This is a genomic window from Streptomyces albiaxialis (assembly GCF_039530985.1).
Classification (GTDB): Bacteria; Actinomycetota; Actinomycetes; order Streptomycetales; family Streptomycetaceae; genus Streptomyces; species Streptomyces albiaxialis.
On sequence record NZ_BAAAPE010000016.1, the window covers coordinates 135671 to 151377 of the forward strand.

General features: G+C 70.1%; 15 protein-coding genes. 3 read left to right on the plus strand and 12 right to left on the minus strand.

The window, feature by feature from the left end; all coding sequences use genetic code 11:
• Positions 1-207: 207 nt before the first annotated feature.
• The 9 genes from pssA to ABD343_RS32140 all read right to left on the minus strand — a co-directional run bounded on the left by pssA (position 208) and on the right by ABD343_RS32140 (position 11309).
• Positions 208-1077, minus strand: coding sequence for a CDP-diacylglycerol--serine O-phosphatidyltransferase (pssA, locus tag ABD343_RS32100; RefSeq protein ID WP_344533268.1), 870 nt, complete (start codon positions 1075-1077; stop codon positions 208-210).
• Complete coding sequence (locus ABD343_RS32105; RefSeq protein ID WP_344533270.1) at positions 1064-1723, minus strand: phosphatidylserine decarboxylase; 660 nt, start codon at positions 1721-1723, stop codon at positions 1064-1066. The genes pssA and ABD343_RS32105 overlap by 14 nt, the downstream gene beginning before the upstream one ends.
• A gap of 183 nt (positions 1724-1906) precedes the next feature.
• Positions 1907-3112, minus strand: a complete 1206-nt coding sequence (locus ABD343_RS32110) for an acyl-CoA dehydrogenase family protein (RefSeq protein WP_344533272.1) — start codon at positions 3110-3112, stop codon at positions 1907-1909.
• 1 nt (position 3113) lies between these two features.
• Positions 3114-3626 carry a MaoC family dehydratase gene (locus tag ABD343_RS32115; RefSeq protein WP_344533273.1) on the minus strand — a complete coding sequence of 171 codons (513 nt, stop codon included), beginning with the start codon at positions 3624-3626 and terminating at the stop codon, positions 3114-3116.
• Between the two features lie 116 nt (positions 3627-3742).
• The gene (locus ABD343_RS32120; RefSeq protein WP_344533274.1) at positions 3743-4705 is read right to left on the minus strand and encodes an HpcH/HpaI aldolase/citrate lyase family protein; all 963 of its coding nucleotides are present in this window, start codon (positions 4703-4705) and stop codon (positions 3743-3745) included.
• Complete coding sequence (locus ABD343_RS32125; protein WP_344533276.1) at positions 4702-6756, minus strand: protein meaA; 2055 nt, start codon at positions 6754-6756, stop codon at positions 4702-4704. Before ABD343_RS32125 ends, ABD343_RS32120 begins: the two co-directional genes overlap by 4 nt.
• Entirely contained in the window at positions 6756-8093 is a 1338-nt protein-coding gene (ccrA, locus tag ABD343_RS32130; protein WP_344533278.1) for a crotonyl-CoA carboxylase/reductase, read from the minus strand. The genes ABD343_RS32125 and ccrA overlap by 1 nt, the downstream gene beginning before the upstream one ends.
• A 521-nt stretch (positions 8094-8614) precedes the next feature.
• Entirely contained in the window at positions 8615-9403 is a 789-nt protein-coding gene (locus ABD343_RS32135) for a TetR family transcriptional regulator (RefSeq protein WP_344533280.1), read from the minus strand.
• Positions 9404-9524: 121 nt separating this feature from the next.
• Positions 9525-11309, minus strand: coding sequence for a 3-hydroxyacyl-CoA dehydrogenase family protein (locus tag ABD343_RS32140; protein ID WP_344533282.1), 1785 nt, complete (start codon positions 11307-11309; stop codon positions 9525-9527).
• A 314-nt stretch (positions 11310-11623) separates the two neighbouring features.
• Between ABD343_RS32140 and ABD343_RS32145 the strand changes: the two genes are divergently transcribed.
• Entirely contained in the window at positions 11624-12208 is a 585-nt protein-coding gene (locus ABD343_RS32145; RefSeq protein WP_344533284.1) for a HEAT repeat domain-containing protein, read from the plus strand.
• Positions 12209-12237: 29 nt separating this feature from the next.
• Here the strand turns inward: ABD343_RS32145 and ABD343_RS32150 are convergent, their stop codons facing one another.
• Both ABD343_RS32150 and ABD343_RS32155 read right to left on the minus strand, forming a co-directional pair.
• Complete coding sequence (locus tag ABD343_RS32150) at positions 12238-13497, minus strand: cytochrome P450 family protein (RefSeq protein WP_344533286.1); 1260 nt, start codon at positions 13495-13497, stop codon at positions 12238-12240.
• 104 nt (positions 13498-13601) lie between these two features.
• A complete protein-coding gene (locus ABD343_RS32155; RefSeq protein ID WP_344533288.1) occupies positions 13602-14054 on the minus strand; it encodes an ATP-binding protein in 453 nt (150 codons plus the stop codon).
• Positions 14055-14165: 111 nt separating this feature from the next.
• On the opposite strand from ABD343_RS32155, the gene ABD343_RS32160 reads away from it, so the two are divergent.
• Together ABD343_RS32160 and ABD343_RS32165 are read left to right on the plus strand one after the other, a co-directional pair.
• Positions 14166-14993, plus strand: a complete 828-nt coding sequence (locus tag ABD343_RS32160; RefSeq protein ID WP_344533290.1) for a helix-turn-helix domain-containing protein — start codon at positions 14166-14168, stop codon at positions 14991-14993.
• 65 nt (positions 14994-15058) lie between these two features.
• Positions 15059-15184 carry a DUF397 domain-containing protein gene (locus ABD343_RS32165; protein WP_344533291.1) on the plus strand — a complete coding sequence of 42 codons (126 nt, stop codon included), beginning with the start codon at positions 15059-15061 and terminating at the stop codon, positions 15182-15184.
• On the opposite strand, the gene ABD343_RS32170 is transcribed toward ABD343_RS32165, so the two are convergent.
• Complete coding sequence (locus tag ABD343_RS32170) at positions 15159-15698, minus strand: GNAT family N-acetyltransferase (RefSeq protein WP_344533293.1); 540 nt, start codon at positions 15696-15698, stop codon at positions 15159-15161. The two genes, ABD343_RS32165 and ABD343_RS32170, sit on opposite strands and share 26 nt — an antisense overlap.
• Positions 15699-15707 lie beyond the last annotated feature (9 nt).

Consider the following 15707-nt stretch of genomic DNA (forward strand, 5'->3'; position numbering starts at 1 on the left):
GCCTTCGCGCAGACTTCCCAAGCACAGCAGGGAGCGGCGAAGGTGCCCCGTAAGGGGCGCGGGGAACTGCGCGACAAGCCACAACGCGCCCGCAGCCCGCGATGCACACCCGGGGGAACCCCGGGCGCGGCCCTCACACGGGGGGGCGGGAACGGAAAGAGGCCCACCGGGGAGATCCGGTGGGCCTCTTTCGTGAGCGGGAGGGCGTCAGCCCTGGGCGGCGGCCCGGGCCTCGCGGCGGTTGTCGCGGAAGGCATACACACGGCGCGCAGTGGCGAAGAGCGGAATGACCGCACCCAGCACGACCTGCAGCGCGCAGCCCGTCTGGAGCAGCAGCTCACCGCCGGGCGCGTCGAACGCCCACGCCGCCAGCAGGCCCATGCTCAGCACGATCCAGCCCAGCATGGCGACCGCGAGCCGTCCGCGCGGCTTCGGGTACTCCACGCGGCTCGCCATCAGCCATGCGACGCCCACGATCGCGATGACCGTCGGCACGAACGGCAGCTCCAGCAGCACGATCGAGACGACCGTCAACGCCCCGAAGGGGCTCGGCATCCCCTGGAAGATGCCGTCACGCAGCGTCACGCAGGAGAATCTCGCAAGCCGCAGCACCACCGCCAGCAACACGATGATCGCGGCGGCCACGCCGACCCGCTGGTGCGCGTCGTTGGCGACCATCCCCCAGACGACCACGAAGTACGCGGGCGCGAGCCCGAAGCTGATCAGGTCCGAGAGGTTGTCCAGCTCGGCCCCCATCGCGGAGCTGCGCAGCTTGCGCGCGACGAGCCCGTCGAAGAGGTCGAAGACCGACGCCATCAGCATCAGCACGACGGCGGTCGCGGCGCTGTGCCGCGCCATGCCGCCGTCCTCGCTGCCGGTGAGGTGCGGGATCAGCACGCCGGTCGTCGTGAAGTAGACCGCCATGAAGCCGCACGTGGCGTTGCCCAGCGTGAGCGTGTCCGCTATCGAGAGCCGCGTCGACAGTGGCATCTCATCCGTGGCGTCGTCCGGGTCGCCGGTGTCGGCGTCACTCTCGGGGACCCAGGCGGCCTGGGTGTCGGGATCAATCACGGTCAAGGCGAGTCACCCCCGCTGTCGTGGCCTGGCCGACCTCCACGGCGGGTTCGATTCCCTCGGGGAGGTAGAGGTCCACACGGGAGCCGAACCTGATCAGCCCGATGCGCTCGCCCTGCTCGACCTTGGTGCCCTGCGGAACGTAAGGAACGATGCGCCGCGCCACCGCGCCGGCGATCTGGACCATCTCGATGTCGCCCAGCTCGGTGTCGAAGTGCCAGACGACGCGCTCGTTGTTCTCGCTCTCCTTGTTGAACGCCGGAACGAACCCGCCGGGGATGTGCTCGACGGAGTCGACCGTGCCCGCGAGGGGGGCGCGGTTGACATGGACGTTCAGCGGGCTCATGAAGATGGCGACGCGGGTGCGGCCGTCCTTCCACGGCATGATGCTCTGCACCACGCCGTCCGCGGGGGAGATCACCCGTCCCTGGGTGATCTCGCGCTCGGGGTCGCGGAAGAACCACAGCATGCCCGCCGCGAGCGCGGTGGCGGGCACGGCGACCGCGGCGGCGCGCCCGGACCGGCGGGCCCGGGCGAGGCTGACGGCGGCGGTGGCCACCGTCGGCAGCAGCCACGGCGATGCTCCTCGGGCGAGCCGGACTCGACCGCCCGGGGTGTCGCTGGGTGCGGAGGATGGGCTGTGGGGCATGAATGACCTTCGTAGCGGAGGGAGCCGCGTAGGTTGACAGGGGGACGGCGGCCTTCCCGGGATGCTATCGGTTTCTGATGGCAACTGGGCAAGCCAGAGGGCCAGTCAGTGTCCGAAGTCCCAGTTCGGGGTGTGACCTTGATCCCCAAGAAAACACCCCGAAAAGGACATTCGACCCTGGTGTCAACCCTGCGGGCGGTACTCCTCCAGCAGGCGCCGGCCCACGATCATTTTCTGGATCTCGGCGGTTCCTTCACCGATCAAGAGCATCGGCGCCTCGCGGTAGAGCCGCTCGATCTCGTATTCCTTACTGAAACCGTACCCGCCGTGGATGCGGAAGGCGTCCTCCACGACCTCCTTGCAGTACTCGGAGGCGAGATATTTCGCCATTCCGGCTTCGAGGTCGTTGCGTTGACCGGAATCCTTCTTCCGGGCGGCGCCCACCATCAGCGCGTGTGCCGCCTCGACCTTTGTGGCCATCTCGGCGAGCTTGAACTGAATGGCCTGGTGCTGTGCGATCGGCTTTCCGAAGGTGTGCCGCTGCTGTGCGTAATCAATACCCAGCTCGAACGCACGCTGCGCGACGCCGCAGCCACGCGCCGCGACATTCACGCGGCCGACCTCGACGCCGTCCATCATCTGGTAAAAACCGCGGCCGGTCTCGCCGCCGAGCACCCGGTCGGCGGGCAGCCGCAGGCCGTCCATGATCAGCTCGGTCGTGTCGACGCCCTTGTAACCCATTTTGTCGATCTTGCCGGGAATCGTGAGACCCGGCCTGACCTCGCCGAAGCCTGGCTCTTTCTCGACCAGGAACGTGGTCATCGACTTATGCGGAGCAGTACCCTCCGGATGGCCCTCGTCCGTACGGCACAGCACCGCGACGAGCGTCGAGGAACCGCCGTTCGTCAGCCACATCTTCTGGCCGTCGAGCACGAAGCCCCCATCGTCCCGCACGCCCTTGGACGTGATGGCCGAGACGTCCGAGCCGAGGCCCGGCTCCGACATCGAGAACGCGCCGCGGACCTCGCCCGTCGCCATCCTCGGCAGGAAGTGGTCCTTCTGCTCCCGGGTGCCGTGCTGCTTGAGCATGTACGCCACGATGAAATGCGTGTTGATGATGCCGGACACGCTCATCCAGCCGCGGGCGATCTCCTCCACGCACAGCGCGTAGGTGAGCAGGGACTCACCCAGCCCGCCGTACTCCTCGGGAATCATCAGCCCGAAGAGCCCCAACTCCTTGAGGCCCTCCACGATCTCCGTCGGGTACTCGTCCCGGTGCTCCAGTTCCGTGGCGACCGGGAGTATCTCCTTGTCGACGAAGTTCCTGACCGTGGAGACGATTTCCCGCTGGATCTCCGTCAGGCCCTCGGTCTGCGCGAGACGTCCCATCTCACTTCTCCTTCTCGGCCAGGGTCGGCCGGCCCGGCTGCTCGCCGCCGCGCTCCTTGATGTACGCCTCGGTCGGCACCATCACCTTCCGGCGGAAGACGCAGACGAGGGTGCCGTCCTGCTTGTATCCCTTGGTCTCGACGTGCACGATCCCGCGGTCGTTCTTGGACTTCGAGGGAACCTTGTCCAGGACGGTCGTCTCGCCGTAGACCGTGTCGCCGTGGAAGGTCGGCGCGACGTGCTTGAGCGACTCGATCTCCAGATTCGCGATGGCCTTCCCCGACACGTCGGGAACGGACATGCCGAGCAGCAGCGAGTAGATGTAGTTCCCCACCACCACGTTCTTTCCGAAGTCGGTCGTCGACTCCGAGTAGTTCGTGTCCATGTGCAGCGGGTGGTGATTCATGGTGAGCAGGCAGAAGAGGTGGTCGTCGTACTCGGTGACCGTCTTTCCCGGCCAGTGCTTGTACGTCTCGCCGACGGTGAACTCTTCAAAGGTGCGGCCGAACTGCATGTTCTGGTCTCCTGTGGGCGGCTGATGGGGTGGGGCACGTTCGCCGTCGCCGGGCGCGGGTGCCTCGTGGTCGCTCGCGCAGTTCCCCGCGCCCCTGCGGGGCGCGGCACGCCCGCCTATGCCTCCGGAGGGGTGAAGGAGGTCGTCCGGGACATGCCCGCCGCGCGGCCCTTGCCGGAGACGACCAGGGCCATCTTGCGGCTGGCCTCGTCGATCATCTCGTCGCCGAGCATCGCCGAGCCCTTCTTGCCGCCCGCCTCGGAGGTGTAGTACGCGTACGCGTCGAGGATCAGCTCGGCGTGGTCGTAGTCCTCCTGGGAGGGCGAGAAGACCTCGTTCGCGGCGTCGACCTGGCCCGGGTGCAGCACCCACTTGCCGTCGAAGCCGAGCGCGGCGGCGCGGCCGGCGACCTCGCGGAAGCCGTCGACGTTCTTGATCTGGAGGTAGGGGCCGTCGATCGCCTGGAGGTCGTTGGCGCGCGCCGCCATGAGGATCTTCATCAGGATGTAGTGGTACGCGTCGGCCGGGTAGCCCGGCGGCTGCTCGCCGACGACCAGGGACTTCATGTTGATGGACGCCATGAAGTCGGCCGGGCCGAAGATGATGGTCTCGATGCGCGGGGAGGCCGCCGCGATCTCGTTGACGTTCTCCAGGCCGCGGGCGTTCTCGATCTGCGCCTCGATGCCGATCTTGCCGACCTCGAAGCCCATTGTCTTCTCGATCTGGGTCAGCAGCAGGTCCAGCGCCACGATCTGGTCCGCCGTCTGGACCTTCGGCAGCATGATGCAGTCCAGATTGGGCCCCGCGCCCTCGACGACGGTCACGACGTCGCGGTACGTCCACTCGGTCGTCCAGTCGTTGACGCGGACCACGCGCGTCTTGCCGGTCCAGTCGCCCTCGTTGAGGAACTTCACGATGGTGTGCCGCGCGTCCGGCTTCGCGAGCGGCGCGCACGCGTCCTCCAGGTCGAGGAAGACCTGGTCGGCGGGGAGGCCCTGGGCCTTCTCCAGGAAGCGGGGATTGCTGCCCGGGACCGCCAGACAGGAGCGGCGGGGACGAAGCCGGTTGACCTCGGTCATGCGGGGACCTCCACAGGGGTGTACGAGTCGAGCTGGGTGGAACGGCGGATCTCGTCGACGATACGGCCGATGATCTCCGTGATGCCGAAGTCCTTGGGCGTGAAGACCGCGGCGACTCCGGCCTCGCGCAGCGCCCGCGCGTCGGCGGACGGGATGATGCCGCCCACGATCACGGGCATGTCGTCGGCCCCCACCCGGCGCAGCCGGGCCAGGACGTCCGGCACGAGCTCGGCGTGCGAGCCGGAGAGGATGGACAGGCCCACGCAGTGCACGTCCTCGGCGACGGCCGCCGCGACGATCTCCTCGGGCGTGAGCCTGATGCCCTGGTAGACGACCTCGAAGCCGGCGTCGCGGGCGCGTACGGCGATCTGCTCGGCGCCGTTGCTGTGCCCGTCGAGCCCGGGCTTGCCGACGAGCAGCCGCAGCTTGCCCACGCCCAGTTCGTCCGCCGTGCGGGCGACCTTCGCGCGGACGGCCGCCAGTTCCGAGCCCTCCTCGGCGGTCACGGCCACGGGGGCGCTGCTCACGCCCGTCGGCGCGCGGAACTCGCCGAAGACCTCGCGCAGGGCGCCCGCCCACTCGCCGGTCGTCACGCCCGTACGGGCGCACTCCAGCGTGGCCTCCATCAGGTTCTCGTCGGTGGCCGCGGCCTCCTTGAGCTGCCGGAGGGCCTGCTCGGCGCTCGGGTGCAGGGCCGGATCGCGGGTGCCCTCGCGCCAGAACGGCTCGTCGCGGGTCTCGCGCCAGCGCCCGATCGCCTCGACGACCGCCGCCTCGCCCGCCGGGTCCACGGTCATGATCGCCGTGTCGAGGTCGGCGGTGAGGGGGCTGGGCTCGGTGGACTCGTAGCAGTTGACGCCGACGATCTTCTCCTCGCCGGACTCGATACGGGCCCGCCGCTCCGCGTGCGAGGAGACGAGCCGCGACTTGAGGTAGCCGGACTCGACGGCGGCCATCGCGCCGCCCATCTCCTCGATCCGCGCCATCTCGGCCATCGCCTCGTCGACCAGCTCGTCGACCTTCTTCTCCACCACGTGCGACCCGGCGAACAGGTCGTCGTACTCCAGCAGGTCGCTCTCGTGCGCGAGCACCTGCTGGATACGCAGCGACCACTGCTGGTCCCAGGGGCGGGGGAGGCCCAGCGCCTCGTTCCACGCCGGGAGCTGGACGGCGCGGGCGCGGGCGTCCTTGGAGAGGGTGACGGCGAGCATCTCCAGCACGATGCGCTGGACGTTGTTCTCCGGCTGGGCCTCGGTCAGGCCGAGCGAGTTGACCTGCACGCCGTAGCGGAACCGGCGCTGCTTGGGGTCGGTGATGCCGTAGCGCTCGCTCGTCACCGTGTCCCAGATGCGGGTGAACGCCCGCAGCTTGCACATCTCCTCGACGAAGCGGACGCCCGCGTTCACGAAGAACGAGATCCGCCCGACGACCTTCCCGAACTGCTCCGGCGGCACCTGCCCGCTGTCCCGCACCGCGTCCAGCACCGCGATGGCCGTGGACATGGCGTACGAGATCTCCTGGACCGGCGTGGCACCGGCCTCCTGGAGGTGGTAGCTGCAGATGTTGACGGGGTTCCACTTGGGGATGTGGGCGACGGTGTACGCGATCATGTCCGTCGTCAGCCGCAGGCTCGGCCCCGGCGGGAAGACATGTGTCCCCCGCGACAGGTACTCCTTGACGATGTCGTTCTGCGTCGTCCCCTGCAGCTCCGCGATGTCCACGCCCTGTTCCTCGGCGACCACCTGGTAGAGGGCCAGGAGCCACATGGCGGTGGCGTTGATGGTCATCGATGTGTTCATCCGGTCGAGCGGGATGCCCTCGAACAGCCGCCGCATATCACCCAGGTGGGAGACCGGCACGCCCACCCGGCCGACCTCGCCGCGCGCCAGCACGTGGTCGGGGTCGTAACCGGTCTGGGTGGGCAGGTCGAAGGCGACCGAGAGGCCGGTCTGGCCCTTCTCCAGGTTGCGGCGGTAGAGCGCGTTGGACGCCTCGGCCGTCGAGTGCCCGGCGTACGTCCGCATCAGCCACGGACGGTCCTTGTCGGCCATCAGACGTTCCGGAACCTGTTGATCGCGTCGAGGTGCTGGTCCCGCTTCTCCTGGTCGCGCACGCCCAGCCCCTCCTCGGGGGAGAGCGCGAGCACGCCGACCTTGCCCTGGTGGAGGTTGCGGTGCACGTCGTACGCGGCCTGGCCGGTCTCCTCCAGGCGGTATGTCTTGGAGAGTGTCGGGTGGATCTTGCCCTTGGCGATCAGGCGGTTGGCCTCCCACGCCTCGCGGTAGTTGGCGAAGTGCGAACCGACGATCTGCTTGAGCTGCATCCACAGGTACCGGTTGTCGTACGTGTGCTCGTACCCGGAGGTCGAGGCGCAGGTGACGATCGTGCCGCCCTTGCGCGTGACGTAGACGGAGGCGCCGAAGGTCTCGCGGCCCGGGTGCTCGAAGACGATGTCCACGTCCTCGCCGCCGGTCAGCTCGCGGATCCGCTTGCCGAAGCGCTTCCACTCGCGCGGGTCCTGGTTGTGCTCGTCCTTCCAGAAGCGGTAGTCCTCGGCCTTGCGGTCGATGATCGCCGTGGCGCCCATCTTCCGGCAGATCTCGGCCTTGTCCTCGCTGCTCACGACGCAGATCGGGTTGGCGCCGCCCGCGAGCGCGAACTGCGTGGCGTACGAGCCGAGTCCGCCGCTCGCGCCCCAGATCAGCACGTTGTCGCCCTGCTTCATGCCCGCGCCGTTGCGCGAGACGAGCTGGCGGTACGCGGTCGAGTTGACCAGCCCGGGGGCAGCCGCCTCCTCCCAGCTCAGGTGGTCCGGCTTGGGCATGAGCTGGTTGGACTTGACGAGCGCGATCTCGGCGAGGCCGCCGAAGTTGGTCTCGAAGCCCCAGATGCGCTGCTCGGGGTCGAGCATCGTGTCGTTGTGCCCGTCGGCGGACTCCAGCTCGACGGAGAGGCAGTGCGCCACGACCTCGTCGCCGGGCTTCCAGGAGTTGACCCCGGCGCCGGTGCGGAGCACGACGCCCGCGAGGTCGGAGCCGATGACGTGGTACGGCAGGTCGTGCCGCTTGGTGAGCGGCGAGAGGCGCCCGTAGCGCTCCAGGAAGGCGAAGGTGGAGAGCGGTTCGAAGATCGAGGTCCACACCGAGTTGTAGTTCACGGAGGAGGCCATGACGGCCACCAGGGCCTCGCCCGGCCCGAGTTCGGGGACCGGCACCTCGTCGAGGTGCAGCGACTTGCGCGGGTCCTTGTCCCGGGTCTCCAGCCCCGCGAACATCTCGGCCTCGTCCTTGTGGACGGTGACCGCGCGGTAGCTCTCGGGGAGCGGGAGGGCGGCGAAGTCCTCCGGCGGAGTGTCGGACGCGAGGATCGCGTCGAGGATCTCGTTCACGGTATGCCTCCGGCGAAGCGCGATGAGGGGAGGGACGGACGCTTGAGGTGTCGTCGGGTGTGAGGCAGTGCCGTCGGTTCGGCGAGTGCGGTGCGCTGCCGCGCGGGTGTGCGCGGGATTGGCGGGTGTGCCTGGGTGCGTGCCTGTTGTGCCTGTTGTGTGCCTGTGACGCAGGCGTCCGGACAGCACGGGCTGTACGCCCATGGGGACCGTGCCCGGACTGGCTTCACCGTATGACACGCAGTGCCAGCCGACAAGACACCGGGTGCCAAAATTCTCAGTTGTCCGGATCACTTCTCATCTGAGCGATGATCGATCATCGCAGGTCAGGGGGGCATCCGACTGCGCCGGGCACCGGGTGCCCCGCCTGAGGGGCGCTTCAGGGTGCGCCCCGAAGGGGCGCGGGGAACTGCGCGAGCAACCACGACGCGGCGGCGGCCCGCCGGGCACCGCACGCGGCAGCCCCTGCCCGGAGCCCTCAAGAGGGCAAGCGGGACAGGGGCTGAAGGGCGAAGGGGCGGTCAGTCCTTTTCGAGGGCTCGCTCGATCGTGGCCATGATCTCGCCGAGGGGCGCGTCCGTACGCGCCACCGTCACCAGGACCTCGCCCGTACGCTCGACCTCGGCGGCGGCCGGCCGCGAGGGCCGGTTCGCCCCGAAGCCGGTGCCGAACGTCCGCCGTACGATCGCGAACGCGTGGTCGAGCTGGCCCTCGACATCGCCGATGCCGCCCCCGCGCAGCCAGCGCCGCAGCACATGGTTGTGCGCGGTCACGACCGCCGAGGCGGCGACCTCGGCGAGCAGCGGCTCGTCGAAATCGCTGACGCCGTCACGGTGGGCCGCCTCGTCGAAGTGGCCCAGGAGATAGCGGGTGAACAGGCGCTCGTAGCGCGCGACCGAGGCGATCTCGCGCTCGCGCAGCGCGGGCACCTCGCGCGTCAGCTTGTACCGCTCGACGCTGCCCTTCGGGCTCGACGCGTACATCTTCATGACCTCTTTGATGCCGCGGCACACCGTGTCGAGCGGGTTCTCGTGCGGCGGTGCGGCCTCCAGCACGGCCTGGGCGCGCACCAGGGTCTCGTCGTGGTCCGGGAAGATCGCCTCTTCCTTGGAACGGAAGTGCCGGAAGAAGGTGCGGCGGGCGACGCCCGCGGCCGCCGCGATCTCATCCACCGTCGTCGCCTCGTAACCCTTCGTGGCGAACAGCTCCGTGGCCGCCGCCGCCAACTCCCGGCGCATCTTCAGACGCTGGGAGGCTGCGGCATTCGTACGCGTAGCGGTCGTACGGGAGTTCTTCGCGGGCTCTGGCATGTGGTGAACGTTACATGCTGTGACGGGTTCGGGGGACGGGCCGCCGCCCGGAGGTTCCAGCAGCCCGCCCCAGGCGGGGCCCACCGGGGGCCCCGCCCACCCGGGGCTTCGGTTCACCGGTTCACCGGCTCGCGTACTCGCGGAAGCCCCGCCCCGACTTCCGGCCGAGGCAGCCCGCGGCGACGAGGTGCTCCAGCAGCGGCGCCGGCGCGAGGCCCGGGTCGCGGAACTCGCGGTGCAGCACGCGTTCGATCGCGAGCGAGACGTCCAGCCCGACGACGTCCAGCAGCTCGAACGGGCCCATCGGGTAGCCCCCGCCCAGCCTCATCGCCGCGTCGATGTCGTCGAGCGAGGCGTAGTGCTCCTGGACCATCTTCACGGCGTTGTTCAGGTACGGGAACAGCAGTGCGTTGACGATGAAGCCCGCCCGGTCGCCGCAGTCCACCGGGTGCTTGCGGACGCGCGCGCAGACCTCGCGGACCGTGGCGTGCGCGTCGTCGGCGGTCAGCACCGTCCGCACGACCTCGACCAGCTTCATCGCGGGCGCCGGGTTGAAGAAGTGCATGCCGACCACGTCCTGCGGGCGCGAGGTCGCGCGGGCGCAGGCGACGACCGGCAGCGAGGACGTGGTCGTGGCGAGCACCGCGCCCTCCTTGCACACCTTGTCGAGGGTCGCGAAGAGCTGCCGCTTGATCTCCAGGTCCTCGGCGACGGCCTCCACCGCGAGATCGACCCCGGCGAGCGCGTCGAGCGAGCCCGCCGTGGTGATCCGGGCCAGCGCCGCCTCCCGGTCCTCGTCCGACATCCGGCCCTTGGCGACGGAGCGGCTGAACGAGGAGGCGATCCGGGCCTTCGCCGCCTCGGCCTTCTCCTCACTGCGGGCGACCAGCACGGTGTCGTACCCGGCCTTCGCGAAGACCTCCGCGATGCCGCTGGCCATCGTGCCGGAGCCCGCGACCCCGACGGAGGCGACGGGACGTCCGGCGGTGCCGCTCCCGGCCGGGTCGGGGGTGAGGGAGTCGGGGACGACGGTGGCCGAGCCCGGTCCCTCGTACGTGTAGAAGCCGCGGCCCGCCTTGCGGCCGGTCAGCCCCGCGTCGCTGAGCTGGCGCAGCACGGGCGCGGGGGCGTGCAGCCGGTCGCGGGACTCGGCGTACATCGCGTCGAGCACCGTGCGGGCCGTGTCGATGCCGATGAGGTCGAGCAGGGCCAGGGGGCCCATGGGCAGCCCGCAGCCCAGCCTCATCGCCGCGTCGATGTCCTCGCGGCTCGCGTAGCGCGCCTCGTACATCGCCGCGGCCTGGTTCAGATAGCCGAACAGCAGCCCGTCCGCGACGAATCCGGGCCGGTCGCCGACCGCGATCGGGTCCTTGCCCAGCTCCCTGGCGAGGTCGGTGACGGCGGCCACGGCCTCCGGCGAGGTCAGCACGGACGAGACGATCTCGACGAGCTTCATCGCGGGCGCCGGGTTGAAGAAGTGCAGCCCCAGCACCCGTTCGGGCCGGTCGGAGTCGGCGGCGAGGCGGGTCACGGAGAGGGCGTTGGTGCCCGTGGCGAGGATCGTGCCGGGCTTGACGACGGTGTCCAGGGCCGCGAAGACCTGGCACTTGGTGTCGTAGTCCTCGGGCACGACCTCGATGACCAGCTCGGCCTCGGCGGCCGCCTCGATGTCGGGGTACGTGCGGAACCGGGAGAGCACTTCCCGGCGTTCGGGCTCGGACATGCGCTCCAGGCGCACCGAACGCGCCGTGGAGGCCTCCAGGGCGGCAACGGCGTGCCGCGCGGCTGCGTCGTTCGTGTCAATGCCGATGACCTCGCGACCGGAGCGGGCGAGAATGTCGGCGATGCCGGTGCCCATGGTGCCGAGACCGACAACGGCGATGGTGCGCAGGGCAGGACGGTCCATCACGGGACTCCAGGAAGTTCGGGACACAGGCCCCTGCCGGGGCGTGGCAGACGAGGGTGAGGTGAGGGTGCTGTGCACATGCGTGTGCCGCCGCACTCACTGCCGGGCCCTGTCCCGGGGCCCCGGCGTGCTGACCGCGCAGAACGCGCGGCATACGAGCCGAACCGAACCGACTGCACTCGTGGCGGCTGCGTCACCAGGCCGCCTGAGCGGGGGTGCCGCTCTGATGAGCACCTTAACTAGTGGGTAACCAGAAAGCCAGGGGTAGGACAAATTCCAGAGCTGTGGCATGTGGCACGTAAGGGGGAGCGGGAGTGGGCGACCCATTCCGAGCGCTGATCGACAGGGTGCGGCCCGACGCCGAACCGGTCGAGTACGCACGCCTGGTGACGCTCGCCAGGCAGCGCGGGCCGGACGCGCGCGACCAGCTCGCGTCCGTGCTCGTCGAGACCGAACGCCCGCTGTGGGCGCGGGAGATAGCGGCCTTCGCGCTGGGCAGCGCGGGGGACCGCAGAGCCTTCGAGACGCTGGTGTTCCTGCTGAATTACAGGGACCCCGTGTGCTGCGCGACGGCGGCACAGGCGCTGGAGCGGCTCCGCGATCCCCGGACGGCCAAGGCGGCGGCGGCGCTCGCCACGAACGAGTTGCGCACGGCTTACGCGCTCTATCCCGTGCGCCTCCTCACCGCGCTGCGCGCCCCCGAATCCGTCCCCACGCTGATCAACGTCCTCCAGCGGCTGCTGATCGGGCCCCTGCACTACTGGCCCATCGCGGAGGCGTGCGTCCAGGGCCTGGGCGCGCTCGGCGACCGCCGGGCGATCCCCGTGCTGGACGCGGCGGCGGAGATGCACCGGCTGTCCCCGGCGGCGAAGGCGGCTCTGGCGCGGATACCGGGCTGACGGACCGGGCGGGGGACCGGGCCGACGGACTAGTGGGCTGCCCGTCCGAGGCGGACGGGCAGGCGGGTGTGGCCGTTCGAGACGAAGCTGCTGACCTTCGCGATCTCCTGGCCGGGGACGTCGGCGGCGAGTTCGGCCTGCGGGAAACGGTCGAAGAACGCGGGCAGTGCGATCTCGGCCTCCAGCCGGGCCAGCGACATGCCCAGGCACAGATGGGTGCCGTAGCCGAAGGCCAGGTGGGACTTGTCCGTCCTGGTGACGTCGAAGACGTCCGCGTCCTCGCCGTGCCAGGACGGATGCCGCCCGGCGGCTGCGAACGCCGCGAGGATCGGCTCGTTCCGCCGGAACACCAGCCCGTCGCCGAGGTCCAGGTCCTCCACGGGGTAGCGCAGAGGCAGATACGGCACGGACGGCTCGGCCCGCAGCGTCTCCTCCGCCGCGTCGCTCCACGTGGCCCGGCCGGCCCGTACGTGCGCGAGCTGGTCGGGCCGGGTGAGCAGATGGAAGAGGGCCTGGTCGAGCAGGTTGACGGTGGTCTCGTGCCCCGCGGAGATCATCAGCAGCAGGGTGTCGAGCAGCTCCTGCTCGTCCAGCGCCGTGCCGTGCTCCTCGTCGCGCGTGGCGATCAGGAAGCTGGTGAGATCGTCGTCCGGCTCCTTGCGCTTGCTCTCGGCCAGCTCCGCGAGCAGCGCGTACATGGCCTTGCCGTTCTCCTCCGCCTCCTCGGCGGTGAGCGTCGTGTCGAAGATCCCGTTCACCCGCGCGCGGAAGCGCGGCGCCAAGGACTCCGCGACGCCCATGAGTTCGCAGATCACCTGGATCGGCACCTGGTAGGCGAACCGGTCGCGCACGTCCACGACCTCGTCCGGACCGACGCGCGCCATGTCGTCGAGCAGCGCCTCCGTGATGGCCTCGACGCGGGGCCGCATCGCCTTGGTGCGGCGCGCGGTGAACGCGGGCGCGATGAGCCGCCGCAGCCGGGTGTGGTCGGCGCCGTAGGCGGTGAACATGTTGCGGACCGCCACCCAGATGAGCATCGGCCAGTCGCGCGTGATGCGCCCGTCGGCGAAATCCGGCCAGTGCCGGGCCGCGTCCTTGGAGACGCGGGGATCGGCCAGGAGCTGCTTGAGGAGCACGGGGTCGGTCACCGCCCACGCGTGCACGGGGCAGACGTCGCCGGGCAGCTTCACCCACGCCGCCCGCCCCCGCGCGCGCAGCGCGGCGCCCTCGGCGTGGATGTCGGATCCGGTGGCGTCCAGGGCGTACGGCGGGGCGTAGGGCTGGTCCATGCGGTGCCTCCCGAGGGGATCGAGGGGTGGGCGTACGGCGCATGACGCCCGACGGCCAGCCTGCCGCCCCTCCGCGCCACGCGGAACGCCATGTCCAGCCGTATCTAGTCGGGGATCCGGCCGAGAACGCCGGGAAGCGGCACCGCGACCTCCGCCCACACCGTCTTGCCGGGCCCGCCGTCCGTACGCGGATGCCAGTCCCAGCGCGTGGCGAGCGCGGCCACCAGCGCGAGCCCGCGCCCGTGTTCGGACAGGGGCGGCAGATCCTTCGTCCGCTCCGGGATCCGCTCCCCGCGCGTGTCCGTGACCTCGACGCGTACGGCCGCGCCGTGCGGCACCGTCCCCAGGCGGAGCCGGAAGTCCCGGCCGCTCACATGGCCGTGCCGTATGGCGTTCGCGCACAGCTCCGCGAGAACGAGCGTGACGGTGTCGTGCGCCTCGGAGCCGTACGGGACTCCCCACGCGTGCAGCCGCTCCGCCGCGAGACGGCGCGCGAGGCGCGCACCGCGCGGTGTCGAGCTGAATCGCATCGAGAACTCGTGGAATTCGCTGGTCATGACGCCAAGCGTTGCCCCGGTGGCGTAGCGTGACCAGCGGTGACTCTCCGACGACGGCGTTTCTGTACGCGCCTGTCCGGCGGGTGTACGTGGGCGGAGGAGGCGTTCGGGGTGGAACAGCCGGGTCAGTTGGACGAGGGTGAGGGCTCGGGCCTCGTCGTGGCGTTCGGCAAGCAGGTGAAGGCGTTGCGGCTGCGGGCCGGGATCGAGAGGGAGGAGTTCGGGAACCGGGTCGGATACTCGGCGTCCACGATCGCCTCGTTCGAGCAGGGCCGCCGCATCCCGCCCGAACGCTTCATCGACCGCGCCGACGAAGTGCTGGGCGCCGATGGTGTTCTGACCGCGATGAAGGAGCAGTTGCGGCAAGCGCAGTATCCGGCGTTCTTCCGGGATGCGGCTCGTTTGGAGGCGAGGGCCGTCGCCGTCCATGTGTATGCCGTTTACGGCATGCCTGGTCTGTTGCAGACGGAGGATCACGCTCGCGCGGTGTTCGGGATGTGGCGACCGCTCCTGGGCGAGGAGACGTTGGCACAGCGCGTCGAGGCGCGCCTGGCACGCCAGGAGATCTTCTCGTGGAAGCAGATGCCCACGCTGAGCTTCGTGGTGGAGGAGTCGGTCCTGCGACGGCCGATCGGGGGCAGGCACATCATGCGTGCCCAGTTGGAACACGTGCTGCTGCAGAGCCACCAGCGCAACGTCGAGATCCAGGTGATGCCGACCGGGCGCGAGGAACACTGCGGGCTGGGCGGCCCGTTCACCTTGATCGAGACCCGGGATGGGCGCAGGGTCGCGTACGTTGAGGTGCAGGGGAACAGCCGTCTGTACACCGCGAGGACGATGGTGCGCGAGTTCGAGGAGCAGTACGGGATCCTGCGCGCGCAGGCGCTGACCCCTCGTGAGTCGATGGGCTTCATCGAGAAGCTGCTGGGAGAGCAATGAGAACCCACCCACCGGAATCAGCCTGGACCAAAAGCAGTTACAGCGCCGGGAACGGCGGAGAATGCGTGGAGGTCGCACGCGCGGCGGGGCGCATCCTCGTGCGGGACTCGAAGGACACCACGTACCCGTACCTCACGGTGAGCCCCGACGCGTGGGACCGGTTCGTCAGGGGCGCGGGGCGAGGAGCCTGACGTAACGGACCTCGGGGACGGTCGTACCGTCGATCTCGAAGTCGGCCACCTGGCCGTCGGCCGTGAAGCCCGCCGCCTCATAGAAGCGGCGGGCTCGCGCGTTGTCGCGGAGGACCCAGAGGAGCATGCGGGTCGCGCCCGTCGCCGCCGCGGCGTCGAGGACGGCTGCCATGAGGGCGCGGCCCGTACCCGTGCCGATACGGTCGGGGAGCACGTACAGCGCGTACAACTCGACGTCCTCGGGCGAGGGCGGGGGCGAGGACGAGGTCGCGTCGGACCGGTACGGCCCCCACGCGGCCCAGCCGATGACCTCGCCCTCGCCCCCCTCGTTCTCGTCCTCGGCCACGAGCGACGGCACCGGGGTCATGCGGCGCCGGTGGGCGGCGTCCTCAGCGGGGTCCAGGGCGTCCAGGGCGCGCTGCGGGATCAGGCCCGCGTACGCGAACCGCCAGCCGCGTACGCGCAGCACGGACACGGCGTCGATGTCGGCCTCGGTCATATCTCTCACATGCATGGGGGAGAG